Annotated in this window: 21 protein-coding genes; 9 read left to right on the plus strand and 12 right to left on the minus strand. The window is 44.9% G+C overall.

Going from position 1 to position 25,818, the window contains the following annotated elements; all coding sequences use genetic code 11:
* Positions 1–84: 84 nt before the first annotated feature.
* Entirely contained in the window at positions 85–753 is a 669-nt protein-coding gene (locus tag AC27KT_RS09320; RefSeq protein ID WP_487129323.1) for a glutathione S-transferase, read from the minus strand.
* A gap of 105 nt (positions 754–858) precedes the next feature.
* Between AC27KT_RS09320 and AC27KT_RS09325 the strand changes: the two genes are divergently transcribed.
* The 4 genes from AC27KT_RS09325 to AC27KT_RS09340 all read left to right on the plus strand — a co-directional run bounded on the left by AC27KT_RS09325 (position 859) and on the right by AC27KT_RS09340 (position 6,690).
* On the plus strand, positions 859–1,176 hold the full coding sequence (locus AC27KT_RS09325) for a hypothetical protein (protein ID WP_487129325.1): 318 nt from the start codon (positions 859–861) through the stop codon (positions 1,174–1,176).
* A 151-nt stretch (positions 1,177–1,327) separates the two neighbouring features.
* Positions 1,328–4,159, plus strand: coding sequence for an EAL domain-containing protein (locus AC27KT_RS09330; RefSeq protein WP_487129327.1), 2,832 nt, complete (start codon positions 1,328–1,330; stop codon positions 4,157–4,159).
* A 132-nt stretch (positions 4,160–4,291) separates the two neighbouring features.
* The gene (ribA, locus tag AC27KT_RS09335) at positions 4,292–4,906 is read left to right on the plus strand and encodes a GTP cyclohydrolase II (protein WP_039220999.1); all 615 of its coding nucleotides are present in this window, start codon (positions 4,292–4,294) and stop codon (positions 4,904–4,906) included.
* Between the two features lie 242 nt (positions 4,907–5,148).
* On the plus strand, positions 5,149–6,690 hold the full coding sequence (locus tag AC27KT_RS09340; RefSeq protein WP_487129329.1) for a DUF3300 domain-containing protein: 1,542 nt from the start codon (positions 5,149–5,151) through the stop codon (positions 6,688–6,690).
* 97 nt (positions 6,691–6,787) lie between these two features.
* On the opposite strand, the gene AC27KT_RS09345 is transcribed toward AC27KT_RS09340, so the two are convergent.
* The gene (locus AC27KT_RS09345; protein ID WP_487129331.1) at positions 6,788–7,660 is read right to left on the minus strand and encodes an ATP-grasp domain-containing protein; all 873 of its coding nucleotides are present in this window, start codon (positions 7,658–7,660) and stop codon (positions 6,788–6,790) included.
* A gap of 173 nt (positions 7,661–7,833) precedes the next feature.
* Between AC27KT_RS09345 and AC27KT_RS09350 the strand changes: the two genes are divergently transcribed.
* The 3 genes from AC27KT_RS09350 to AC27KT_RS09360 all read left to right on the plus strand — a co-directional run bounded on the left by AC27KT_RS09350 (position 7,834) and on the right by AC27KT_RS09360 (position 10,736).
* A complete protein-coding gene (locus AC27KT_RS09350) occupies positions 7,834–9,315 on the plus strand; it encodes a methyl-accepting chemotaxis protein (protein WP_487129333.1) in 1,482 nt (493 codons plus the stop codon).
* 40 nt (positions 9,316–9,355) lie between these two features.
* Positions 9,356–9,874: a DUF6436 domain-containing protein gene (locus AC27KT_RS09355; RefSeq protein WP_487129335.1), complete on the plus strand. Its 519-nt coding sequence runs from the start codon at positions 9,356–9,358 to the stop codon at positions 9,872–9,874.
* 121 nt (positions 9,875–9,995) lie between these two features.
* Complete coding sequence (locus AC27KT_RS09360) at positions 9,996–10,736, plus strand: MauE/DoxX family redox-associated membrane protein (RefSeq protein WP_487129337.1); 741 nt, start codon at positions 9,996–9,998, stop codon at positions 10,734–10,736.
* 35 nt (positions 10,737–10,771) lie between these two features.
* Here the strand turns inward: AC27KT_RS09360 and AC27KT_RS09365 are convergent, their stop codons facing one another.
* The 6 genes from AC27KT_RS09365 to AC27KT_RS09390 form a co-directional block, all read right to left on the minus strand.
* Positions 10,772–11,752 carry a histone deacetylase family protein gene (locus AC27KT_RS09365; RefSeq protein WP_487129339.1) on the minus strand — a complete coding sequence of 327 codons (981 nt, stop codon included), beginning with the start codon at positions 11,750–11,752 and terminating at the stop codon, positions 10,772–10,774.
* On the minus strand, positions 11,742–13,589 hold the full coding sequence (locus AC27KT_RS09370) for a GNAT family N-acetyltransferase (RefSeq protein WP_487129341.1): 1,848 nt from the start codon (positions 13,587–13,589) through the stop codon (positions 11,742–11,744). The genes AC27KT_RS09365 and AC27KT_RS09370 overlap by 11 nt, the downstream gene beginning before the upstream one ends.
* A 236-nt stretch (positions 13,590–13,825) precedes the next feature.
* Positions 13,826–14,323, minus strand: a complete 498-nt coding sequence (locus tag AC27KT_RS09375; protein ID WP_039221014.1) for a YqiA/YcfP family alpha/beta fold hydrolase — start codon at positions 14,321–14,323, stop codon at positions 13,826–13,828.
* A gap of 57 nt (positions 14,324–14,380) precedes the next feature.
* Positions 14,381–17,479: an efflux RND transporter permease subunit gene (locus AC27KT_RS09380; protein ID WP_487129344.1), complete on the minus strand. Its 3,099-nt coding sequence runs from the start codon at positions 17,477–17,479 to the stop codon at positions 14,381–14,383.
* 21 nt (positions 17,480–17,500) lie between these two features.
* Entirely contained in the window at positions 17,501–18,646 is a 1,146-nt protein-coding gene (locus tag AC27KT_RS09385) for an efflux RND transporter periplasmic adaptor subunit (protein ID WP_487129346.1), read from the minus strand.
* A 311-nt stretch (positions 18,647–18,957) separates the two neighbouring features.
* On the minus strand, positions 18,958–19,629 hold the full coding sequence (locus AC27KT_RS09390; protein WP_487129348.1) for a DNA-J related domain-containing protein: 672 nt from the start codon (positions 19,627–19,629) through the stop codon (positions 18,958–18,960).
* A 162-nt stretch (positions 19,630–19,791) separates the two neighbouring features.
* On the opposite strand from AC27KT_RS09390, the gene AC27KT_RS09395 reads away from it, so the two are divergent.
* Positions 19,792–20,508: a DUF1499 domain-containing protein gene (locus tag AC27KT_RS09395; RefSeq protein ID WP_487129350.1), complete on the plus strand. Its 717-nt coding sequence runs from the start codon at positions 19,792–19,794 to the stop codon at positions 20,506–20,508.
* A 126-nt stretch (positions 20,509–20,634) separates the two neighbouring features.
* Here AC27KT_RS09395 and AC27KT_RS09400 read toward each other — a convergent pair whose 3' ends face one another.
* Positions 20,635–20,952: a DMT family transporter gene (locus AC27KT_RS09400; protein WP_487129352.1), complete on the minus strand. Its 318-nt coding sequence runs from the start codon at positions 20,950–20,952 to the stop codon at positions 20,635–20,637.
* Between the two features lie 109 nt (positions 20,953–21,061).
* Positions 21,062–21,664, minus strand: a complete 603-nt coding sequence (locus AC27KT_RS09405) for a LysE/ArgO family amino acid transporter (protein WP_039221028.1) — start codon at positions 21,662–21,664, stop codon at positions 21,062–21,064.
* A 218-nt stretch (positions 21,665–21,882) separates the two neighbouring features.
* Here AC27KT_RS09405 and AC27KT_RS09410 point away from each other — a divergent pair, with 218 nt between their 5' ends.
* A complete protein-coding gene (locus tag AC27KT_RS09410) occupies positions 21,883–22,767 on the plus strand; it encodes an ArgP/LysG family DNA-binding transcriptional regulator (protein ID WP_487129355.1) in 885 nt (294 codons plus the stop codon).
* Positions 22,768–22,771: 4 nt separating this feature from the next.
* On the opposite strand, the gene AC27KT_RS09415 is transcribed toward AC27KT_RS09410, so the two are convergent.
* Both AC27KT_RS09415 and AC27KT_RS09420 read right to left on the minus strand, forming a co-directional pair.
* Entirely contained in the window at positions 22,772–24,082 is a 1,311-nt protein-coding gene (locus tag AC27KT_RS09415; RefSeq protein WP_487129357.1) for a GGDEF domain-containing protein, read from the minus strand.
* Positions 24,083–24,531: 449 nt separating this feature from the next.
* Positions 24,532–25,704 carry a diguanylate phosphodiesterase gene (locus AC27KT_RS09420; protein ID WP_487129359.1) on the minus strand — a complete coding sequence of 391 codons (1,173 nt, stop codon included), beginning with the start codon at positions 25,702–25,704 and terminating at the stop codon, positions 24,532–24,534.
* Between the last annotated feature and the right edge of the window lie 114 nt (positions 25,705–25,818).

Genomic DNA, 25,818 nt, shown 5'->3' on the forward strand with positions numbered 1-25,818 from the left:
ACTAATGAGCCAACTAGGGTTTCGTTTCCCAGCTGGCCGCAGGGTTTGCAGAAAGTAAAAGTGCACCCAGTAGAGATAAACACACTAGGCGTAAGCGTACTCACCACCTTTCTCTAGCGCCGCTTTGTAGGCTTCTCTGGCATGAACCCGCTTAACGTAACCTTGAATGGCTGTAAAATCTTTCGCTCGCCCGCTCGCTACCAGCGACTCTAACGGAAATATCATTTGAACATCAGCGCCACTAGGTTCATCACCGGCAAACCAGGTGTTCTTCGCAAGGTAAGATTCTACATAGCGCAAACTCTGCGCTAAATTAGGCCCATAGTAGGCGTTTAAAATACCGTCTATCAGTTTGTTAGTAATTGGCTTGATAAAGAAAGGCTTCGAACCTTTTTGACGCGCTTTCTCCAGCACCAAGTTTGCCACTAGTGGCGGCATTAATGAGCCTTCAGCGAAATGCAGCCAGAACCAATACTGTTGGAGCGCTTCTGGGTCTTCGGGGACAGAAAATACGTCAGTAGCGTGATGGCGAACAAGGTATTCCACAATAGCACCAGATTCCGCGATGGCACCGTGCGGCGTAGTAAGCACCGGAGAGCGTCCCAGCGGATGAACAGCGCGCAATGAATCCGGCGCTAGGTTCGTTTTACTGTCTCTTTGATAGAATTCTATTTTGTACTCTACGCCTAGCTCTTCAAGAAGCCACAAAATTCGCTGCGAGCGAGAGTTATTTAAATGGTGAAGTGTTAGCATACCCTGTCCTTAATACGCTTAAATTAACGCTATTGTTTTTATGTTGTACTATATACACGTTATAAAGCATGCAGGTTTACAAAAACCAGTGAATTGATACTTTTTATGCATAATTTCACCAAACAAGATATTCAAAAGAACGCTGCAATTAACGAACAAAGCCTAGAAATTAGACTTTCGTTACCAACCACACCGCTTAAAACCCAACAGTGGGTAGAACGATTTTGCGGCTTGTTTGATTTCAAGCTTTCAGAAAAAGATTGGGGAGCCGACCGGTTTCAGGCAGTGATCACGGCAAACAAAGGTGATACAGATCTGCAATGTATGCTTTGTATTGAGTGGCTTTGCGAAGCAATATGGCTTGAGCCTATTGGTACACAGCAGTCACCATCCATTATTTTAAACTACTTGATTCAACAATAGTGTAAGCCTTGTCACTTTACGTTGGGTTTGGCTTTTCATTAAAACTAGTATTATTCTAAGGAAAATCCCCGAGGGACGAGAGGGCTAAGCGATATATATTTTGCCTCTAAAAAACACCGCCCTCTTACTATGCGGTTCAAGGAATTAACGAGTGGTAACAGCGCGGCTAATAAAGTACGTATCAGCTATGCTCATCAGTTGGGTAATACTAACCGTCAACGCTTCGGCTAGCAGTCAGCTTACTGTCAACGAATCCTTTGAGCGTGAAATTATTAATCACTATGCGCGTTTAACTGTCGCACCAAGTAGCGCCACATACTTTGATATTTTAAACGACAACATTGCCATTCAAGCCCCGTCGTCAAACGGACGGGTATGGTACTCTACTGAACTTGTTCATACAGGCTACAGCCCAATACCACTGGTGCTTAATATTGACAGGCTGAACATTGACGACTTACAAATATTTCTTCTTGATAGTAGCGAGCGCATTGTTAAGTCTTATCGATACCAGGCTGGCAAAGGTGATTATTCTTTAAGGCAGCCCCTTCCCAATATTAGGCTTGCTTTTACCCTTCAGCCTTACCAAAACGCTCGCTTACTGATCGCTGTAAAAGATGAAGGGCTTAAGTACTTTCCTATTACATTGTGGGAGAAAGACCTTCTTGTCCAGCACGACACCAACATGCTTACCTTGCTCGGCGCGGTTACGGGTATCATGGCGTTAATTGCTTGCTATTTTCTATTTTCTTATCTTTATCAACGTATCCCCACGCGCTTTTGGCTTACCATGTCGTCGCTCGTCCTTATCGCTCTGCTTTTTATAACCGCGGGAGGGGTAGCGATTTGGCCAAGCCTGACCAACGGTAGTGAACATTTTTATGCGGTTTGTTTTGGCATATTGTTATTGTGCATTGCAAAAGTAACGCACCACCTATTCGCCCGTATCCCCTTTATTTTGCGCGCGTTGAATTATTTTGTACCTTTCGTAGCAACCCTCTATTGCTTTACTGTAAATGCATATACCACATCCATTACGCTACTGATATTAACAGCTGGAATGGGGCTATATCACGTCTTACTGGCCTTGGTGTTCAAGGATAAAGGCAGCCGTGCAGTCAGCATTACCTATATTCTCGCCTGGCTTTCCTTTTACGCATTCTACGCACTAGTGACGCAGAACTTATTCAATAATTTGGTTTATACCGTCGATGTAGCTATTGGCATGCTCTTCTTTCTTACACTCGGTTTTCTATGTTTTGGTTTTGCCGTCATAACTAAAGAAGAAGTTTTAAATCAACGCCAGCTTTCAACTCAGGCAGAAACGATTTCAAGCTTGAATCACTTCTATGATTTGTTCCGGCATTCAGCCGAAGGGCACTACACGTCGACATGGGATGGAAAGCTCATTTCAGTAAATCCCGCTATGTGTAAAGTTTTTGGCTACGACAATGAAGAAGAGATGCTTGCCGAAGCAGAGAACACAAAAGTGTTCTACGCCAGTGCTGAAGATAGAAAGATTTTACTGGGTGAAATATCGCAGCAAGGCCACGTTACCGGCAAAGAAATACGAGGCAAGCGCCGCGACGGTAGCGAATTTTGGTTTTCTCTATCGTGTCAAATTCGGGAAAACGATGAAGGCAGCTTTTTGTACGGCTCGATTATAGATATTACCGAAAAAAAGCAATCAGATTTAAGCCTTCAGTATTTAGCTACTCATGATTCACTCACGGGTGTTTATAACCGTCGTCAGTTTGAATTGGTATTTAAAGAAAAAGTACTCGAAGCGGACGACACGCCTATATGTTTGCTGTTTTTAGATCTCGATAGGTTTAAGGTGGTTAACGATACCTGCGGCCACAAAGCCGGGGATGTACTTATTAAAGATATTGCCCGCCTTATTGAAAATACGTTGCAGCCAGAAGCACAATTAGCTCGCCTTGGGGGCGATGAGTTCGGCGTTATCTATTCAAATATCGATACCGATGCCGTTTACTTGAATGCCGTAAAGATCCTCAACGCTGTTCAAGCTTATCGATTTATGTGGGACAACCGCATTTTCAACTTAGGTGTGAGTATAGGGATGGTTGTTTGTGACGACGCCGATGTTAGCTCTGGTCAGTATTTAAGTATGGCGGATGCGGCGTGTTACTTTGCAAAAGAACAAGGTCGAAACCAAGTTCACAGATACAACAAGAATGATGAAAGTATGCAGCGCTATCAGCGCGAGCTCGATTGGGTATCTTCCATAAACAATGCGCTAGAAGAAGGGCGCTTCGAGCTTTTCTATCAATCGTTAAGGCCATTGAGCAAAACCGCCGATGGACACTATTATGAAGTATTACTGCGGCTGCGAGAGAAAGATGGGAAGCTTGTAGAGCCTGCCAATTTCTTGCCCACAGCTGAGCGATTTGAAATGAACGTGAGTGTGGATAAATGGGTAGTAACGAATACGTTCAAGTGGTTGTCTGAAAACCCTGAACACCTGGCAGAATTGAAACGATGCAGCATTAACCTTAACTGCCACTCGCTGGCAGATAGGGATTTCACTCTGTTTATTCTAAATGCATTTGAGACCTTTAACATTCCTTACAACAAGATTTGCTTTGAGGTTATCGAGTCGGTAGCCATTATCAAAATGGAAGACACCCTTGCCTTTATGCGAACGTTTAACCGCCTTGGGTGTTCTTTTGCCCTTGACGATTTTGGCAGCGGCTTCTCCTCGTACAGCTACCTGAAAAGCTTACCGGTAAGTCAGGTAAAAATTGACGGTATGTTTATTAAGGACATGCTTAACGATAGTGTGGACACCGCAATGGTCGCATCCATTAACGATGTAGCAAAAGCTATGGGCATGCAAACTGTAGGCGAATTTGTTGAAAATGAAGGTACGATGGCGCAACTCGGAAAAATGGGCGTTGATTTCGCTCAGGGCTTCGGCGTTGCTAAGCCTGCTCCTTTGCGAGAATTCCAACCACTATAATAACCATATCTAATGCCTGTGTTACGAAAAAAGTGATAGCACAAGCGTCTACTCGCGTATAATAAAATGGTAGACTTGCAAAAATAGAAGTCACCCCCACTTATTGCCTACTGTCCAAAGTGTAGAAGTAACATGAGTAGCAAACAGCCTAAATACGAATATGTCAGTACTGCAAAATTACCCACTAGAATGGGTGATTTTAAAATACACGGCTTTGTTGAAGCCAGCGGCCAAGAGCACGTTGCCCTTTCCTACGGAGAGTGGAAAGCTGATGATGTAGTGCCTATTCGTATTCATTCAGAATGCTTAACCGGCGATTCTTTATTCAGCACCCGATGTGACTGTGGCTTTCAATTAGAAAAAGCCATGCAGAACATTGTAGATAACGGTCATGGCGTTTTGCTTTATTTACGCCAAGAGGGCCGAGGTATTGGTCTTTTAAACAAAATTCGCGCTTACAATCTGCAAGACAGCGGTATGGACACGGTTGAAGCTAACGAGCACCTTGGCTTTGACGCCGACTTAAGAAGCTATGACATCTGCAAGCTAATGCTAGATACGCTTAATGTAAAGCACGTTGAGCTTATGACAAATAACCCGAAAAAACTGGCAGCGTTGAAGGCGCTCGGTATAGATGTGGTAGCGAGAAAGCCTATTGACCACGGCATCACTAAAGACAACAAACACTATCTCAAAACGAAGACAGAAAAGCTTGGCCACGCTTTCGACCCGCACGTTTTTAAATAGTTAGGCACAGCGGCTTCGCCTTTCATGCTTTAACGCTTTCCCCTTTTAAAAAAATGCCCACGTTTAACGTGGGCATTTTCTATTCAGCTTAGGTTAATTATACGTTGACCATAATGTATACAGACTTACCACATTGCGCGCGAAAGCAGATGCTTGGCAGCACAGCAATTTATTACCAGTTCGCATAGAAAATTACCTTCTGAGTGGGCAATTCTCTATGCGGATTGGTATAAGGAGAATGTATGAAAAACATAGCCTTATCTGTAGTTATAGCGCTAGCCAGTGCCTCTGCACTGCCTGCGCTTGCTCAATCGAACACAATCTCTAGTCAGGTTTCGTCTACAGGTCAACAATATTCTGACGCAGACTTAGACAGTGTACTTGCGCCCATTGCGCTTTATCCAGACACGCTTCTTACACACATTTTGATTGCTTCTACCTACCCCTTAGATGTGGTTGCGGCCGATCGCTGGCGTCAAAGTAATAAGCATTTAGCACCGCAGCAGGTAGAGAGTGTATTAGACGGCGTTAGCTGGGACCCTAGTGTAAAAGCGCTCGCGTCTTTCACTGAACTACTTAACACCATGGCCAATGATCTTGAGTGGTTACAGCAGCTTGGCGACAATGTGCTTGTCGACCAAAGCCGTGTATTAGACCGTGTACAGGTACTAAGACAGCATGCGCACAACACGGGTAACCTAGTAACCAACGACTATATTGAAGTTGAGACAGAACGTGAAAACAGCCGAGAGATCATTTACATTGAGCCTCGCCAGCGAGAAGTAGTGTATGTACCGTATTACGACCCCCATGTGGTATATGGCAACTGGTGGCACACGAGTTCCCCTGTGCGCTGGCGTCATCATGTAAGCTATCATCACTATAGCAATGTTTATTGGTCTCCCAGTGTACGCCTTTCGACTTTCTTCTTTTTCGGTAGTGTGCATTGGCACAATCGTCACGTGGTTATTCACCGTGAGCCCGTTCGTCGGTATTACCACGGTAGCCCACGAAAACGCGTTGTAAGTCGTGACTATCGCCGCTGGGAGCACAATACAGTGCATCGCCGGGCACGTTATTCTGAACGCGTAGTGCGCAGTGCGCCTTCGCGCTACGAGCATGCCGGTGTTACGCGGGCCAAACATTTATCAAATAAGCACGTTAAAACGGTAAATACGCCGGCGCGTCATAATGATAAACGTTTTAATAAGCCTTTAGCGCGATCGGTTGAGAAGCCCTTAGCACGTACAAATGAAAAGCCCTTAGCGCGTGCTAATGAAAAACCCTTAGCGCGCACTAACGAAAAACCTTTAACGAGGTCTATCGATAACAAGCCGGTAAAACGGACTATCGAGCCTAAACAGGTAACACCACTAAGAGAAAATCGCTTTCAGAAGCAAGACTCAGCGAATCGTAAGCAGTCAATAGAGCACGCCCTGAAACGCAATCAAGCGGTGGCCAGAAGTGAGAAGCCAAACCGAGACAACACATTAAAAGCGTTAAAGCGAGACAAACCCACTCGCGTTACACCCGCTTCAGAGTCGAAGCGCTACGCGAATAGAGGCGAAACAACGCAACGTTCAATGAAGCAAAGCGTCAATCGCCAGCGTGTTGAAAGAACAAGTCCGCAGCAACGAACGATTGCACGCGAGAGCAGTCAGCCCAACCGTATTGAGCGAGCTAGTAGCAACAGGTCGGTGAAACACTCCAGCCGGGAGAAGTCACAAAGACAAGTATCCCGTGTTGAGCGCAGCGTTTCAAAGGGCAACAGCTATAGACACTAAGTTTTAAGTAAACTTAGAAGGATACTCAACATTCAACAGGCTTGCCGACACTAGGTCGCAAGCCTTTTTTAAAATCAGCTTTGGTTAGATGACACCCTTATTGTGCGTCTTCGTGAAAGCTCTCCAAAGCTTCTACAAAGCGGATGGGAGACTGGGCATCTAGGTTGAAATACAGTGAAGGCTCAATAAGCTCAAGTTCCATTATCGCCCAACTATCGTTTTGCCTTATTAAGTCAACTCGCGCATAAAGTGCTTCATATGGCATAGCAGATAATGCTTTTTGGGCGATATTTAATTGTTCTTTATCAACGTTAACGGGGTGTAAGCTGCCGCCGTGCTCTTCCTGAACGCGAAAGTCACCCTTTTGGGGTACCTTTTTGATAGCGTGACTGTACTTACCACCAAAATAAAACAGCGAGTATTCACCTTCTTCAACGACACTGGTTAAAAAAGGCTGCACCATGAAGTCCCGTTGATTAAACGTATCACAAAGTGCCTGCCGTTGATTATGCCAATCAGCCACCGAAAGTTTGAAAGTATCATCAGCGTTTGCGCTAAGCGTAGGTTTAATCACGACAGTGTTGCAATTGAAGTGCGAGAAGGCCTGATCAATAACACTGTTATTAAATGTATTTCCCCACAGCGTAGTGACAATAGGCACACCGTTTCGCTGTAAATCTTTAAGATAATGCTTTTCTAAATTCCACTGCATAAGCGGCAGTGGGTTGAGCAAAGTAGTACCCGACGCATCGATCTGACCTAAACACTTCATAAAAGCTCTCGGGTGCTGCTGATAATCCCAAGTGCTTCGTACGATCACATAGTCAAATCTATCCCACTTTTCTGACTGGCTATGCCAGGATATGGTCTCTACAGACCAGCCTCGCTCATTAAAATATGGAACCAACAGCTCGTCGTAAACAAAAAAGTCTTCAAGGTGATCGGTGGAAAGAAAGGCGATAGCAGGCATGATTGTCTCCTTCAGTTTAATCGGGCCACTTGCACATTAAACTTTTCAATAACAGTGACTTCTATACAAAAGTTAAATGGCCTAAAAACCGTTATTTCCGTAAACTGTGGCGAACATAGCATACCCCTCATTTTTAACCTACACTTAACCCCAAATACTTGTTGGAGATTGGCATGCAGTACCCTTGGCTCCTTGAAGGTCACAAAATTTTTCGCGTTGTGATTGTTGTACAACTACTAATTGCTGTAGGGATTGGTATGTTTACCGGTGAACTTTTACCTGCGTTTATTTTTGGTGTTCCTATTGCAGCTTTGCCGCTTGTACTCAGCCTTCAAAATCCCTACTCAGCAATAAGCCGCCATGCTATGGCTATCGGCGTTCAGTTGCTAACTGCCCTCCATATCCATCAATCTTTCGGTTTAATTGAAGTCCACTTCGAGATTTTTGTTCTTCTTGCCTTTCTTTCTTATTTCAGAGACTGGAAAGTGGTTGCAACAGGAACTGCTGTTGTTGCCGTCCATCATATCTCTTTCTTCTTTCTGCAGTCTGGCGGTGCACCGCTAATGATCTTTGAAGAAGGTCATGTAACCTTCCCTATCTTGCTCATGCATGCTGCTTTTGCATTAAGCGAGGGTGGCGTGTTGATGTACATGGCTAAGCAAAGCCATCAAGAGGGCGCGGGGGCAGCCGAACTGCGCTTGGCCATTGAAACAATGCAAAAAAGCGATGGTAAGCTCGATTTATCTGTTGACCTAAATCGCGCTAACAAGATAATCAGGCCTTTTGCTGAACTTATCGATCAAGTAAAGTCGCTGATTGAGCTTGCTTCCAATTTAACTGACGAAGTTGTGAGGGGCTGCGGTAAAATGGAATTGGCAGCCAATAACATGTTCGAAATTAGCAGAAATACCGACCAAGAAATTGCTATGGTATCGGCGTCGTCAGAAGAAATTGCACAAACCATGCAGCTTTCAACAGAGCAAACTACGCTTGCTAGCGACAAAGCATCGGCAGCGCAAAATGCATCCCAATCTACTCGCGATTCTATTTCTCAATCCAGTAAAACAATAGATTCGTTGCGCAATACCCTAAATGCTGCTGCGCAGACTAACTCTGCGCTTAATGAACAGTGTTCACATATTTCTGATGCCATGCGCTCTATCACTGCTGTAGCTGAACAAACTAATTTGCTTGCTCTGAATGCTGCTATTGAATCGGCCCGCGCTGGCGAATACGGTCGCGGTTTCGCCGTGGTTGCCGACGAAGTACGCACGCTAGCCATTCGTTCAAAAGAAAGTGCAGACCAAATTACTAGCATTACTGAACAATTAGTGGCACAAACCGCCAGTTCAGTTGAACAAATGCAAACGTGTATCCAATTAGTGGATGAGGCGGTCATTTCAAGTGATAGTGCCACCTCGGCCATGTCAGAAATCATGCAGCAAATCCGCGAGGCCAGCGAAAGCATGACCGAAATAGCCACCTCTGCCGTAGAGCAAGAAACCGCGTCTGCTTCCATCGCGCAGAGCACCGCTCGTTTGAGTGAATTTACTTCCGAAGAACTCGCTACAGCTGAATCGCTCGCGGGTGAAGTTGAAGTATTGTCACAAATTTCTCAGCGCATGCGCAGCGCAGTTGAGCGTTTTAAACTTTAAACGCAGTATTTAATGCAAAAAATGAAAGGCATTACGCCTTATGCAAAAAAAGACTAGCTGGCTATTATTAGCATTATGGGCGGTGGGTTTACTCACCGCCCTGCTCGTGTACGGTCAGCGCCAACTTTCACAGTTCGACCCTAATGGTGAATTGCTGCACCGCACCACGGCGCCAGACTTTGATGCAACGCTTGTTGAATTCTTAAAAAATCAGAACATCAAGGCGGGGGCAGTCATTCATGTGGGAACGCAGTCTCGCTGCTATTGCGATACGCTAACTACACCACACCAAACTCAGTTGCTAGCAAAGCTCGGGAATGACTATCACCAAGTTAGGTTAAACGTGGAGGATGTGCCCGAGTTAGCGGCTTTACTTGAGGCCGTGCCAGCGCTTATCGTGTTAGATAAACAAACTCAACTTCGCTATTTAGGCCCTTATGCAACAGGCTATGGTTGTTTTACCGGTAAAAACCTTGTCGAACAAGTGGTGAGCTACACCACTCAGCTTCCCTATAACGGTGCCGTTATCAATGCAGACGCAACAGGTTGTTTCTGCTAAAGCGCTGGCACAAATTTTGTTGTTTTCTTTGTATATCGCAATATTACTAATAATCGAGCTTGAAGTGCGCATATTTTGCACACCCTACGCTCTCTAGTGAAAGCTTTACAAGGAGTCCACAATGTCAAAGCGCGCCGTTCTTTATCGCATGGTTACCCCTGACCATATTTGCCCCTTTGGGCTCAAATCAAAAGACTTACTAGAGAGAAAAGGCTATAAAGTTGAGGATCATCACCTATCTAACCGAAGTGAAACCGACGCCTTTAAGGAAAAGCATAGTGTGAAAACAACCCCGCAGACGTTTATCGATAATGAGCGCATTGGTGGTTATGACGACCTTAGAGAGTATTTCGATTTGAAACAGGAAAGCGAATTCGGGTCACGCTATACACCTATCATTGTGATTTTTTCTTTAGCTGCACTTATGGTATTTGCGCTTATGCTAAAAGGCGGTCTACCAGCAGGGTTAGAGCCTTTTATATTGAATTTCATTGGAGTGGCGATGGTGATACTTGCCCTTCAAAAGCTGCAAGACTTAGTGGCTTTCTCAAACCAGTTTATTACCTATGACTTATTAGCAATGAAGCAGGTACGATACGCGTATATTTATCCATTCGCGGAGGCGTTTGCTGGGCTGGGTATGCTAGCAGGTCTTCCTGCACTATTGGTCTCACCCGTTTCCATTTTTATCGGCGCCATTGGTGCAGTTTCAGTTATCAAGGCGGTTTATATCGATAAGCGCGAGCTTAAATGTGCCTGTGTGGGCGGTAACTCAGACCTCCCCCTTGGCTTTATATCACTGACAGAAAACCTAGCCATGTTAGGGGCCGGACTTTACATGTTGTCTTCATGGCTAGCCTAGTCTGAAAGATTGTTGAGGCTAGATAACCCGTCGTCCTATTGTGCTTCTTCGATAGGACGACTCATGCCTTTTAGGTGGGACACTACGCTGCGGCCTAACGCACTTAAATCATAGCCGCCTTCTAGCATACTTACGATACGGCCTTCGCAACATGTATCAGCAACGGCGCGAAGCTGTTGACTTACCCAGAAATAGTCATCTTCTACTAGGCGTAGGTGAGCCATTGGGTCTTCGGCGTGAGCATCAAAGCCCGCAGAGATAAGAATCAGTTCAGGCTGAAAGTTGCGTAATGCATCAAACCAATGCTGCACTTTTTCTCTAAAAACGTCTCCTGTTGCGCCGGCTTCTAGCGGTACAGAGAGAATATTACTTGCCGACACCGGCGAGCCACTGTGCGGATAAAAAGGGTGCTGAAAACTGCTACACAGCATAATGCGCTGGTCGCCAGCAACAATTTGCTCGGTTCCATTTCCGTGGTGCACATCAAAATCGACAATAGCTACCCGTTTCAGCTCATAGTTTTGAAGCGCGTAGCGAGCGGCTATAACAATGTTATTAAAAATACAAAATCCCATAGCGCTATCATATGTCGCGTGGTGTCCTGGTGGCCTAGTGGCACAAAAGGCTTGCCGGTCATTGCCTTCCATTACCCAATCGACAGCATTACACCCTGCACCAGCCGACTCAAGCGCAGCGTTTAGGCTGTGGCGCATTAAGCCAGTGTCTTCATCTAACCATGCTACGTTATCTTTGTTTTCTGAATACAGCGTTTTTTCGTGGTCGTTAAATATAGATTGAGCCGCATGCTCAAACACACTTTTTACATAATATGGGTCGTGCGCTAGTTTCAGGTAAGCCTCGGCAATAGGCGTAGCGTCAGCATGTTCACACACCATATCTAATCCTGAAGAAAGCAGTTGGTCGTCAATCGCAAACAAGCGGTCTGGCGACTCGGGATGGTCTTTGCCTAAATCGTGTTTAGTGCCGTGCTTGCCACGAAATATTTTAATTGTCATGCAGTGATGCCACGTCTAGTACTAACTCTATATCACTGGGGTCGCCAGTAAATTTTCGTTTAAATTTGGCTTGTTCGAAAATAGCGATCATGGGGCTATTATCCCCACGCACGTAAGCCATCATTTTCGCAATGCCTCTTATTTTTGCTACCGTGATAAGCTCGTTTAACAAGCGGCTTGCCATGCCTTTTCCTTGCTGGGTTTCCCGAGTGACAAAAGCAGCTTCACAGGTATTATCGTTTGGGTTGTAATAGAAGCGCCCCACCGCGTGAATGGTAATGCGCGAGCCTTCTTGTCTTACTATACATAACGCTGCATCAGAGCTTTGATCCACCGACACCAAATTACATGACTTTTCACGCGACATTTGTTTCGGGTCGTAGTTGTAGCGCAGCCTTAACGTTTCTTTAGTATGGGAATAGAAAAATTCTTGCAGCCGCCTTTCATCTGCAGGATTAAGCGGGCGCATGTAAAACGTTTCACCCTGTATATTGAGCTTTTTAAGCTGAATAGCCCCTAGTTCCGGAATATCTGTGGGGTACTTCTCTTGATAATGGGGCACCCAGTAATGCTGACGCACTTCTTCTAATAGTGCGGCACGGAATTTAGGGTGGGCCACGCGAATAAGCTCTAACGCACGCTCTCGAATGCTTTTCCCTTTAAGCGATGCTATGCCGTATTCGGTAACTACATACTGTACATTACCGCGCGAGGTTACCACGCCTGCGCCTTCGCTTATACGCGGTGTAATACGTGAAATAGTTTCGTTTTTTGCGGTAGAAGGAAGCGCGATAATGGCTTTACCGCCTTTACTAATGGACGCGCCAGTTACGAAGTCAACTTGACCGCCTATGCCGCTGTAAAAGTCATAGCCCAGTGAGTCAGCTACCACCTGCCCGGTTAAATCCACTTCTAGGGCGCTATTTATGGCAACCATATTGTCGTTTTTTGCGATATTAGTCGGCTTGTTGACATAGCTACTCGGGTAAAACTCAATGTGCGGGTTACTATCAATTAAATCGTATAGGTTGCGTGTACCAATGGCAAAGCTAGTAACAATTTTACCGGGATGAAAAGTTTTCTTTTTATTCGTAATAGCGCCAGACTCTAACAGTTCAATAATACTGTCAGTAAGCATTTCACTATGAATACCTAAATCTTTGTGATTACACAGGTATTTGAGGGTGGCACTGGGTATTTTACCAATACCGAACTGCAATGTAGCCCCATCGTCCACCAGCATAGATACATACTGACCAATTCGTTCTGCCACCGAATCAATGGGCGGCGGCGTTACTTCAACCAACGGCTCTTCGGCTTCTATGCACGCCGTGATTTCACTGATATGAATATAGGAATGTCCTGAAGTTCTTGGCACCTGAGGGTTAATTTGAGCAATGACTTTTTTGCTTTGCCTGATGGCAGACATGGCAATATCTACCGCAGGGCCTAGCGAGCAGTAGCCGAATTCATCGGGAGGGCTTACATTAACCAGAGCAGCATCAAGCGCCAGTGTACCATCGCTAAACAAGCTTGAAATTTCAGAGAGGAAAACAGGGGTGTAGTCGGCGCGGCCTTCGTCAACGGCTTTTCGCATGGCCTCACCACCAATGAAAAACGTGTTGGCTTTAAAAAGGTTCTTATACTCGTCTTTTACCCATCGGGTGTCGCCTAAGGCCAACATATGTACCAGTTCAATGTCGCTGAACCCTTCGCTATTGTCAATCAGATGCTGTACCAATGCGTGCGGTACTGCCGCATTTCCCCCGACAAAGACACGACAACCCGACTTTATCAGCGACGACCACTGCGGCGCTTGAGGTAAGTTAAATGCCATTTCCTTCTGCCCCGTGTTAAGCAATGCCCCATCATGCCATAAATATGGGTAATTTTATGTATTAACCCTCACCTGACTATAAGCGATTAGTCTTACCTTACAGAGCAAACCAGTAGTAACAAAAAAGCCTACTCATTAATAAGTAGGCTTTAAACGCTAGCGATCTTTTTGACGCAACAAATATTACGCCGGTAGACCGTTTCAAAAGGTCAGCTCCCTTTGCGTAACACTATTCACTAGTAGCGGAACTTCTCCAGCCAATTTCTGAAAAAGGGGGAAATTACTGATTTACTGTTAGCTAAGCGATGACCATCGTTAAGCAATAACAACTGAGCTTTTTGGTGACGTGCATATTTAAGGCTGTTTTCAATAGGTACGATGTCATCATTCCAACCATGCACCAAGCTCACATAACCATCGTACGGGAAGCGTTGAATCTTGTAGTTGGGCAAGTAAAGCGCAGGCGCCATCAAAAACACGCCTCTGGCTGAAATCTGACTGGCGGCAGCAAGTGATACATAACCGCCCATGCTCGAGCCTACTAACACAACGTCATTACACTTTTCAGCGATGGTTTCTTTTAATCGCTCTAAGCGGGCTTCGGGACAGTCGAGATCTTGATAATCGATACTCTCAACACCAAAGCCCATATCGTTTGCTACATTAGAAAGCGTGGTTATCTTGCTGCCCCATGGCCCGCTTTCTTTACCGTGAGAAAAAACAACGGTGGTCATTACCAATATCCCTATGTAAAAAATGAAAAGTTTTTCCCACTCTAGCGTACTTACTCGTTACTTGTCTTCCTTATGAAATAGTTTTTCTACCATAACGTAGAACATAGGAACGAAGAATATTGCTAAAAAAGTCGCTGCAAACATGCCGCCCATTACCGCAATACCTATGGCGTTTTGGCTTGCTGCACCTGCACCACTGGCTAATGCTAATGGCGTAACCCCTAAGATAAACGCCATTGACGTCATCAAAATTGGGCGAAAGCGCTGAGATGCCGCATTAGACACAGCGGTCATCAGGTCTTCACCGTTTTCGTACTGCTCTTTAGCAAACTCTACGATAAGAATGGCGTTTTTCGCCGCTAAGCCTACGGTAGTTAAAAATGCGACCTGTAAATACACATCGTTGGGCAGGTTAAATATGAAGGCCGCGGTTACCGAACCTAAAATACCTAAAGGTACAACAAGCATTACCGCAAAGGGTACCGACCAGCTTTCGTACAACGCCGCTAAACATAGAAAGACAACCAAAATAGAAATGGCATAAAGCATAGGAGCCTGAGACCCCGCCTCTTGTTCCTCATAAGATAAGCCTGACCACTCAATGGCAAAACCAGGAGGCAACTGTTCAACCAGCTTCTGCATTTCAGCCATGGCTTCACCTGACGATACGCCTTCTGCCGCGCTACCCTGAATATTTACCGAAGACAAGCCATTAAAACGCTCTAGCTTAGGCGAGCCGTACACCCACTCTGTTGTTGAGAATGTACTGAAAGCTACCATTTCTCCGTCGCTGTTGCGCACAAACCACTTATCTAGGTCTTCAGGCGTCATACGATGGGGAAGATCTGCCTGCATATACACACGCTTAATTCGGCCTTTATCAATAAAGTCATTCACATAGCTTGAGCCCCAGGCGATTTGCAGCGCGTTATTGATCTCACTTAAATTCAAGCCAAGTGCCGATGCTTTTTCGCTATCAATGTTGATTTTAAACTGGGGCACATCGCTTAAACCGTTAGGGCGGACACCTGCCAGTTTCGGGTTCTGTGCAGCCATACCTAACAGCTGATTGCGCGCATTCATTAGTGCCTCATGGCCATTGCCACCACGATCCACCAGCTGCATGTCAAAGCCCGTTGCGTTACCTAATTCCATAATAGGTGGCGGCACAACCGGAAAGGCTGACGCATCTTGAATCTGGCTGAATGCTCCGAATGCTCTGCCCATTACAGCAAAGGCCGAGTTGCTTTCGTCACGCACACTCCAGTCACTGAAGTTTAAGAATGCCATACCGGCATTTTGCGCTTGTCCCGCGAAGCTAAAGCCCACTACCGCAAACATTCCGTTTACCGCTTCTTGTTCTTGTTCAAGAATGTAATCTTCAACCTGCTTAATGGATTCCAGGGTACGCCCTGCTGTCGCGCCCGGAGGTGTGCTTACTAACACCATCATTCGACCTTGGTCTTCATCAGGTAGAAAGGCTCCTGGAAGCTGGCTAAAGATAAATACCATTCCGCCCACAAGTAAGCCGTATACAACGAAGTAACGCTTAAAACGCTTTGCCATGTGGTTAGTTGTTTTCTGATAGCCGTCGCGTCCTTTATTAAAGGTGCGATTAAACCATCCAAAGAAGCCTTTATTCTTGTCGTGATCCTCTGAGTGCTGCTTCAACAAGGTGGCACATAATGAAGGCGAAAGCACAATAGCCACCAGCACTGAGAATGCCATAGCTGAAACAATGGTTACCGAGAACTGTCGGTAAATAGCTCCGGCAGAACCGCTGAAGAAAGCCATAGGAATAAATACCGTTGATAGCACAGCGGCAATACCCACAAGTGCACCGGTGATTTGCGACATAGACTTCTTCGTCGCTTCGGCAGGCGGCAAGCCTTCTTCTTCCATGATGCGTTCAACGTTTTCTACAACAACAATAGCGTCATCAACAAGAAGACCGATAGCCAACACCATGGCAAACATGGTCAATACGTTGATACTAAAACCAAAGGCCAGTAACACCGAGAAAGTCCCAAGTAGTACAACAGGTACAGCAATGGTGGGAATAAGCGTTGCGCGCCAGTTTTGAAGGAACAGCAGCATCACCAAGAATACTAGTACAACCGCTTCGATAAGCGTGTGAACCACTGACTCGATAGAAAGCTCAATAAAAGGCGAACTGTCTACTGGGTAAACCACTTTCACCGTATCAGGTAAGTTTGAACGCAGCTCTTCAACACGGGCTTTTACCGCTTTGATGGTGTCTAGCGCGTTCGCGCCTGAAGCAAGGCTTATCGCCATTCCTGATGCAGGCTTGCGGTCATAACGGACTATAACGTCATAACTTTGCGCACCAAGTTCAACACGTGCAACATCACGCACACGAACTTGTGAACCGTCTGTGTTCACACGAAGCACGATATTCTCAAAATCTTCTACGGTTTGAAGGCGGCTCTGCGCTTGAATCGTGGCGTTTATTTGTTGATTTTCGATGGCAGGTAAACCGCCCAACTGCCCCGCTGACACGTCGGTATTCTGCACTTGTACTGCGGCCTGCACGTCGGTAGGCGTTAAGTTATAGCTGTACAGTTTATCTGGGTCTAGCCAAATTCGCATTGAACGCTGTGCACCGAATACTCTTACGTTACCCACACCGTTAACCCGAGAAATAGGGTCACGGAACTGGGAAACGAGCAGGTCACTTAAGTCGTACTGCGTCATTGAGTCGTCTTCAGAGTAAAAGCCTACCGCCAATGCAAACGCGCTGTTTGCCTTAGTCACCGTCACCCCTTGCTGCTGCACTTGTGTGGGCAACAGTGGTAGTGCCCCCTGCACCTTGTTCTGAGTTTGCACCTGTGCAATATCGGGGTCAGCACCTGGTTCAAAAGTGAGCGTAATAGACATGCTGCTGTTAGAGCTGCTCGCAGAGAAATAACGAAGGTTATCAATGCCTGTTAGGCTTTGCTCAATAACTTGTGTTACCGAGTTTTCGACAGTCTCTGCAGATGCACCTGGATACGTTGCTGAGATAGTCACCGATGGTGGCGCTACCTTAGGGTATTGTTCAATGGGGAGTGAGGTAATTGCCAACACACCCGCCATCATTGTGATAATTGCCAGCACCCATGCAAACACGGGCCTGTCTATAAAAAAACGAGCCATATTACTTAAATCCCTTGTTTGCTATCGTGAGCCACGTGATGAAGGTTGCCATTCTGATGGGTTAACTTTGGCGCCAGGCTTTACCTTCTGATAGCCAGTCACAATGACTTTTTCGCCTTCGTTCACGCCATTTAGCACAACGTACTGGTCACGGTATATCTTGCCGATTTCTAAGGTTCGGCCCTCTACCTCATTATTTTGGTTCACTACATATACAGAGAGCGAACCATCTGGCTGACGCGTAGTAGCTCGCTGGGGAACAAGAAGCGCGTTCTCACGCCCTGTAATAACGTGGCCTTTTACAAACAAACCAGGAAGCAACACGCCATCAGGGTTAGGCATTTCAGCGCGCAGCGTTACCGAGCCTGTACTTTCATCAACCGTTACTTCAGAAAATTTAACGCTACCTTTTTGTTCGTAGCGCTTGCCAGTGACTTCATCTACGGTCAACTCAACATCCATTGAGCCTTGCTTACGCATAGACTGACGAAGTGTAATGATAGAGGCGCCAGATTCCTGCATATCGATATAAACAGGGTCTAATTGAGTAATAGTTGCTAACTGCTGTGCTTGATTCGTGGTTACCAGCGTGCCTTCGGTAACATATGAGCGGCTAATTCGACCGCTTATGGGCGCGTAAACCTTGGTGTAACCCATATTAACTTTAGCAACATCAACTGCCGCCTCAGCCACACTTATCGCTGCTTGTGCTTGCTCTTTTTGCGCAATAACATCATCATATTCTTGTTTGCTCACCGCATTTTGTGCCACAAGGTCATCGTAACGTCGCGCCTTGGCTTCCAATGTTTTTAGATTTGCTTGAACACTTTTAAGGTCGGCTTTGGCACTGTTTAGCTGTGCTAGGTAGCGCGCTTCATCTATTTGATATAGCTGCTGCCCTTTTTCCACATATGCGCCTTCTTCAAACAAACGTTCAGTGATAACACCATCCACCTGAGGTCGCACTTGCGACTGGCGCGACGGACTGACGCGGCCTGGCAACACCATTTCATGCACTACAGGTTGTTGTTTCAGCGTAACTACCGATACTGATGGAGCAGGCATGCCTTGCTGAGCACCTTGCTGTGCTTGCTCGCCTTCGTTCGAACACCCAATAACACCCAAAAGGGTTATTAATGCTGCTGTAACATAAAAAATGCGGCTCATAAAATTTCTATTTCCCAATAACTTTCATACAAAACACGGCCATGGTTCTGTATCGTTAAATTAAACGTTAGTTGTGCTTCCAATGCGCCGAGTTACCCCAACCCCTAAGTTCGGACATGAGGGGATAATCGGAAAAGACGTGGCATAGCTAAGCGATCATTAATACGAATCTACGCGCTTACAGGTCATATTGTGCGCATTTAATGATAATAATAAAAGCCAATGAAGCTGAAGTTACCGATGTTGTCGGTCAGTTACCGATGCCTATGTACATTATGCGAATAATACGAAGCTAAAAGGCAACACACATTCTATTTAGACGAATAGTAACGACTAAGAACTTGATAAGCGTGGATAACTGACTGTGCCTCTTGTTGCGTTCCACCTTTATCAGGGTGAGCGGATTGCAGTTTGCGTTTGTAAACATGTTTTAGCTGCACAAGTGTGACGGGCTCGCTTTCGGACAGCCCAAGTACAGTGTGAGAAGTGCTGATATCTTCTTGGTCATGCCTGCTATTAAAGCCACCCGACATCCTTTGCCAAAATGCATTGAGCAATGTGTCTACGGTTTTACGATTAGTTTCTTCAAAATTCCCCCAATCTAGATAATACTCAGCAAGTGCATCAGGTTTTTGTAACGCTGTCACTGCTTGTTCATCATTACAATGAGCTGGGACACTCTCATCAAAAATATTAAGTTTTATGCCTAGCGCATGAATCTCTAACACACCTTCATTTTGCTCTATCCAATACTGCTTTAACTGATAGAGTGCATGAAACAGAATAAAATGCGTTTTAAAAAGCATTAGCGGGTCGCGCAGCGCATCTTCATCGAACAGCTGATAAGGCGTTTTTTTTAATAGCTCAATAAGCGCATATTCAGAAATACCGTTAATAAACAGTGCTTTTTGCGTCGACAAAACATCAACAAGAAGTTCAGCTTGCAATGCGTGTATATTGTTGGCGTCCGGTTGTGTATTCAAACCCAGTACCTATTAATTAACGTCGGTAGAAGAAGATAAACCAAGCGGTCAAATATGTCGCGTGCGGCCATAGGTGAATTTTGTTTATCGAAAGTAAACCAAATTACCTCTTTCACTGTTAAAGTAGGTTGGTCAAACTAAAATAACAACCTTGGAGTTCCCTTGAAAGCACTCATTGCCCTTACCAGTATTGTTGGTTTTTTAATGGTGGTTTTACCTGGACCGCTATATCAGTACGCCGGTGTTAGTTTAGGTACTGCATTTACCTCACTTCGTTTTGGCGTATATGTAGGCGGCGCAGCGTTAATACTAATTATTCTGCAAGTATTGATTAATCGCAAACGCGTAAACTGGGGTAGTACACTTGTATGCGCGATTTTATCGTTAGTAGCAGTTGGCATGCCCGTTAGCATGATGAGTAAAGCGAGCGCCGTTCCTCCCATTCACGACATTACCACTGACGTAACAAACCCACCTGAGTTTGTTGCCATTGCACCACTTCGAGAAGGCGCACCAAACTCCATTGCCTATGAAGGTGGTGAGGTAACCAAACAGCAGCTTGAGGCTTATCCTGAAATTAAAACTCAGCTACTTCCTCAACCTATAAACGAAGTTTACATGGCTGCAGAAAAAGCCGTTGTAGCGCTTGGGTGGGAAAGAGCAAGTGAAGGCGCACTCCCTAATACGGTAGAGGCAACCGATACTACCGCTTGGTTTGGTTTTAAGGACGACGTAGTCATTCGATTAACCGCCAAAAGCGATGACACCCTTGTAGATGTTCGCAGTAAATCGCGAGTAGGTAAAAGTGACTTGGGTAAAAACGCTGAGCGAATTGAGACTTTCATGGCTGAACTAAGGAACCAATTGGGTTATCACTAAACCAACCTAAAAAGCTCAGCAACTATATAAAAGCCCAACAGTGAATCGCTGTTGGGCTTCTTCTTTTTATCAATCTATCGAATTAGCTAAACACAGCCATCGAAGCCAGGGTTCGGTTTTGTTGTACTAGTGCGCGAGTTTAAGTACCACTACGCCGGCCACAATAAGCGCTACGCCGAAGTAACGCGCTAGCGACGACGGGTCGCCGTAAAATATCACGCCTACCAAAAACGTGCCCGCTGCACCTATACCCGTCCATACGGCGTATGCGGTACCTATAGGAATTTGTTTTTGTGCCATCCAAAGGCAAAAACCACTGGTAGCCATAAACCCTATCGCCAGCAATATTCCTATTACACGGGTTTCCGCCTCTTGCGACATTTTTAGTCCTACGGGCCATCCAATTTCCAGTAAGCCCGCAACGATTAAATAAATCCAGCTCACTTATATATCCTTAACATTACTTGTTTTGGCTTATCGGTAGAATATACCTGCACGGCTATAGGATGATATTCAATGCATCTTAGCATGTTGCTATTCAGCGTTTTTCTTACTAAAGGCTAGCCAACTGAATGCTGACCATACCTAATACTGCTGCGTTTAAACGATTGAACCAGCGCCAAAAGTTAGGACGCTGCATATGGTGGGCAAAACGCGCTGTCAACGTGCTCAACCCTATAAACCACACAATAGATGCCCCAATCGCACCGCCAACGAACCACCATTTGTTTTCTTGCCATTGGCTCGCCAAATTGCCCATCAGCAGCAAAGTATCTAAATAGAAATGTGGATTTAACCAAGTTACCGCTAACGCAATAAGTAGCGCTTTTTTAAACGACAGCTGCTTTTTTGCCATTTCTAAAACAAGAGCATCATTTGCCAGCGAAGACTTTATCTTGTTAAACGCTATCCACAATAAAAACGCTACGCCAGCCCATTTGGTTACCGTTACTAGCATTGGGTACTCCTGCAGCAACAGGCCAAAGCCCATGGCACCCAAACTAATAGAGATGGCATCGCTTAAAATAAAGAGTAAAACAAATAGCGAAGTCCACTGCCTTTTCATCGACTGCTCAATCAGAAAGCTATTTTGCGCGCCTACTGCGATAATAAGGGTGCCGCCCATCACGAAACCACTTGTTGCTGCCGCCAACATGATAAATGCCTCTTCGAATAAATAATTGAATGAATGTTTCTATGCACGTTTCTTGCTTTGATTTGCGGCATTTGCCGCTTGACGTTAGATATGAATATCCCAGCAAGAAACTTAACTGACGCTATTTTATACACCTTGTGTCACTTAATTAAATTAATGATACTTGTATTGCATAAGCATAATTAATATTTTTAACGTTCATTTCACAGGCTACAAAAATGTTAGATTACGACGCACTTAGGTGCTTTCATGAAGTATTGCGCTATGGCGGCTTCGAAAAAGGAGCACAAGCATTAAATCTTACACAGTCAGCCGTTTCGCAAAAGATTAAACGGCTAGAACAAAGTGTAGGCGGGCCTGTTATGGTGCGAACAAAGCCTCTTAGAGCAACGCCGCTAGGAAAAGAACTGCTTGCACACATCCAGAAAGTTAGTGTATTGGAAGAAGCCCTTAACATTAAAAGCGGCTTAGAAGCTTCAGCTGCCCCTATTAGCGTGGCGGTGAACAATGATGTACTTGCTACTTGGTTTTCACAAGTTATGGCGGCGTTTAGCGATAAACGCGCTAACCCCGTTCACATCGTCAATGCTGATCAAACACAAACTAGAGACATTCTGCAGCAAGGTCGCGTTATGGCATGTATTAGCCAAACGGGCACGCCCGTTACTGGCGGTCAGTCGATAAGACTAGGTACCATGCGCTATCAGCTTTTTGCGTCGCCGCGTTTTATCGAACGATACCTTCACAAAGGCGTGACGCCCGATAGTGTGATGAAAACACCAGGCCTATTGTACGATGAGTATGATGTTACATTACTTACTGACTATCAAAGAGAGTGTTTACAAATAGCACCTTCGTTCACCACGTGCCACTGGTACCCGTCGTCTCACGGCTTTGTCAAAATGGCGCTGGATGGTGTGGTATGGGCGTTACTTCCCACATTACAGGTTGTGCAAGAAGTGAAAGAAGGAGAGCTCATTGCACTTTTCCCTGATAAAGAACTAGGCGTTCCTCTTTTTTGGCATTGGACTACCCTTGAATCGGCCGCCCTTGCCGACCTGACAAAAGCCGTAAAACAGGTCGCCAAAACACAGTTAAAATAACCTGCTATTGAGAGCTAGACGTGCATTGGTCAGTTTTATGTTTCTTTTTAACACTGTACATCAACTTGTCGGCTTTAGTTAATAAGCTCGATAAATCTTTGCAACGTTCTTTTGTAATATAAGCACCTACGCTCGCTGTAACGTTTATAACAGCGTTATCTGTTCTTATGTCTCGTTCAGCCAAGCTTTCTTCAATGCGCGCAGTCAGTCGCTCCGACTGACCTTCGCTATAACAATGACTTAATACGACGAATTCATCGCCCCCTAAGCGACCTACTGCATCTTGTTCTCTACACCGGCTCTTTAAGATTTTAGCAACGACTTGCAAGACATTGTCCCCTACGTGATGCCCGTACTGATCATTAATTTCTTTGAATTTATCAATATCAATGAAAAGTAATGTTAAATAGCCGCCCTCTTTGTTGAAGTTATTCAAGAGGGTTTGCGCTACCCCCTCCCAGCCACTGCGGTTTAGCACATTACATAACGAGTCAGTAGACGCGCGCTTGAATGCACTAAGCCTGTCATCATCGAGCTTTTTTACTTTCCTTGATGTGGCAATAGCAAAAATAAAGGCCTCCATAGTAATACCCACTATAAGAGAATATCGATACATGAATGCCGAGGCGTCTACGAAAACCAAACGAAAAAGCATTGAAAAAACCATGATGGCTATGCCAAGCATTACCAAGTCTGCGCAATGTACTTTGCGATACGCAGCATAAACACAACCTGATAGGGTACAGGTCATAGTGATAAGCGTTATAAAGCTCAGCATGCTGTTTATTTTCATGGCATCTGAAACTGGAAGAATAAGCTGAACTAAAGAAAACGCGAGTGCCGCACATGCCATTCCTAGCATAAATTGGCGCTGCCACGCTTTCAGCAGTGCTTTAAAATCAAGTAGCTGATCCAAGAATTTCACTCCAGCAAAAACCGTGACTCCAGCAAACAATAAGTGCAGTTGGAAATTCGCAAGTAGAGCTACTTCTGGAAATACAATGCTTAATAACCCTTCTTGGAGCAAGAAGAATACGCCAGCACTGAAAACGTAAAAGCTATAAGAATAAAAACCTAAGCTTTGCATGCTAGTTCCCAGCATGCCTACATATAAGGTCAGAGCCAAACAAAAGCCAACAAATAGACTCATCGTGAGCGTGTGAATCGACACATATTTTTGAAAATCACTAAGCGGCGTTACCTTAAACGTCACGCTGCGTTGAACCTGTGCATTAATATCAAGGTATAGGCGGTTGTTCGAACTGTCGATAGTGTATGCTTCAAACGCGCTGGGTAGTCTTTGCACTTTGCGCATTTCACTATCGTAGAGCTGGTTATAGTTTATATAGTTTCGCGGGAAATAAAGGATGTGTTGCGTATCTATGTTGCATATTAACCTGAGACGCTGATCGCCTGATTGCAGCATCATAGTAGAAGAGTGAGGATCTGCGCTATCTTCTAGGTAACATTTAGCAAGCGAGTGGGCACTTGCTGCACATAAAAAAAGGCCGATAAATAAGCGAATAAAATTACGTGACACACACCATGTCATAGATTTGCTTCCTACTGGTACCGCAGCCAAATCCGTGTAGCAAAAATATCCCTGTACGGCTATTACACTAAGATAAGTATGTTTGGTTATATTAAGGTATGAAAAACCAACACACATTAATCTTAGTTTATAAATTTCAATTCGCTAAATAATTTGCCTTTGAACACTCAAAACTAACATTAAGAGATAACAGGTTGTGAGTTAAAAGCACGTCAGACGTTGAACGAAATTCCCTTTACGCCGTTAAGTTTAGGTTTAGCAAATAAGTACCCCTGAAAACGCTGAACACCCGCATGCTGTAACCACAACCATTCATCTAAGGTTTCTACTCCCTCGACCACTAATGGAATACCCATTGAATTCGCAAACTCAAGTACGGCTTCTGTAATAGCCTGTCTATGTCCATTTTCATGAATACCAGTGGTGATTTTTCTGTCTAGTTTTATTTTGTCGGGCGAAAAATCTGCGAGTAATGAAAGCCCAGCGTAGCCTGCGCCAAAATCATCAATGGCTATACGAATACCGAAAGAACGAATTTGTTCAATTGCATCATGAAAAACACTACTTTCTTTGATTATCTCAACCTCAGTTACCTCTACGACTAACTGCTGGGGGTGAAGTCCTGATTGAGTAACCAAGCTATGCAAATATTCGCCTACATTTGCTCTATGAGCGATAGCACCGGGGCATAAATTTATCGACAACGATTGTTCAGAACTGATCAGTGCAGCTCCCTGCTTGATGGCAATAGCTTTCGTTTCCAAGTCAAACTCGTACTTTTCCGCCCCCTCTAGACACCCAATAATATCCTCGGGGTACTTACCATCTTCGCTTCTAATTAGCGCTTCTATTGATGAAATTCTTTCTTTACTGGTGTCGACAATGGGCTGAAAGGCAAACTGAATAGGTGAATCACGATAAGGTGCAACGTCCCTATCTAGTGTACTTACATTGACCTTAAGATTTTTGCGGTCTTCATTACTTAAACACGTCCGCCATTTACCAGAAGCAAAACTATTAAGAAGTGCAAAAATCCGGCTTTCCCGGTTTAAAATAATATCTGGTGGCAGCCAGTAACAACTGCTCCCCTCTACCACTGTTAATGCTCGCAAGTGCCAATCACCAAAATCTCTCTTATGAACAACGACTTCTGTAACCTTCACCACATTCTCGTGCCGGCTATCATTTTTTATGTGTTCAAAGAGAAAATCAACGGGCTCACCCTCGCCTTCAAGTACCTGGAAGAAATACTCTCCGTCGAAAAGTAGAATCCCCGTTATGTTATGACGTTCATTAAAACGTGAAGAGTCAAACGTGATTTTTTGTAAACCTGCTTCATCTATGTGACCGGTAGAATGGCTTCTATAAACTAACTGTTTTAGCACAAGACTCCTCTTTTATTTCAAACTCTAATCCTTTTAAAAGTTAAGCTGGTGCTGTCACCTTCAGTGACAGCCATTTATAGCCTTTGTATGACAGCCCCTGTCGATAATCATAGT

The sequence above is a fragment of the Alteromonas sp. 5NW40-0090 genome (assembly GCF_057552975.1).

Bases quoted from the DNA above. Each gene is read 5' to 3' on its own strand.
- AC27KT_RS09320 (WP_487129323.1), bottom strand. From the start codon at position 753: ATGCTAACACTTCACCATTTAAATAACTCTCGCTCGCAGCGAATTTTG.
- AC27KT_RS09325 (WP_487129325.1), top strand. From the start codon at position 859: ATGCATAATTTCACCAAACAAGATATTCAAAAGAACGCTGCAATTAAC.
- ribA (WP_039220999.1), top strand. From the start codon at position 4,292: ATGAGTAGCAAACAGCCTAAATACGAATATGTCAGTACTGCAAAATTA.
- AC27KT_RS09340 (WP_487129329.1), top strand. From the start codon at position 5,149: ATGAAAAACATAGCCTTATCTGTAGTTATAGCGCTAGCCAGTGCCTCT.
- AC27KT_RS09345 (WP_487129331.1), bottom strand. From the start codon at position 7,660: ATGCCTGCTATCGCCTTTCTTTCCACCGATCACCTTGAAGACTTTTTT.
- AC27KT_RS09350 (WP_487129333.1), top strand. From the start codon at position 7,834: ATGCAGTACCCTTGGCTCCTTGAAGGTCACAAAATTTTTCGCGTTGTG.
- AC27KT_RS09355 (WP_487129335.1), top strand. From the start codon at position 9,356: ATGCAAAAAAAGACTAGCTGGCTATTATTAGCATTATGGGCGGTGGGT.
- AC27KT_RS09360 (WP_487129337.1), top strand. From the start codon at position 9,996: ATGTCAAAGCGCGCCGTTCTTTATCGCATGGTTACCCCTGACCATATT.
- AC27KT_RS09365 (WP_487129339.1), bottom strand. From the start codon at position 11,752: ATGACAATTAAAATATTTCGTGGCAAGCACGGCACTAAACACGATTTA.
- AC27KT_RS09370 (WP_487129341.1), bottom strand. From the start codon at position 13,589: ATGGCATTTAACTTACCTCAAGCGCCGCAGTGGTCGTCGCTGATAAAG.
- AC27KT_RS09375 (WP_039221014.1), bottom strand. From the start codon at position 14,323: ATGACCACCGTTGTTTTTTCTCACGGTAAAGAAAGCGGGCCATGGGGC.
- AC27KT_RS09380 (WP_487129344.1), bottom strand. From the start codon at position 17,479: ATGGCTCGTTTTTTTATAGACAGGCCCGTGTTTGCATGGGTGCTGGCA.
- AC27KT_RS09385 (WP_487129346.1), bottom strand. From the start codon at position 18,646: ATGAGCCGCATTTTTTATGTTACAGCAGCATTAATAACCCTTTTGGGT.
- AC27KT_RS09405 (WP_039221028.1), bottom strand. From the start codon at position 21,664: ATGTTGGCGGCAGCAACAAGTGGTTTCGTGATGGGCGGCACCCTTATT.
- AC27KT_RS09410 (WP_487129355.1), top strand. From the start codon at position 21,883: ATGTTAGATTACGACGCACTTAGGTGCTTTCATGAAGTATTGCGCTAT.
- AC27KT_RS09415 (WP_487129357.1), bottom strand. From the start codon at position 24,082: ATGCGCAAAGTGCAAAGACTACCCAGCGCGTTTGAAGCATACACTATC.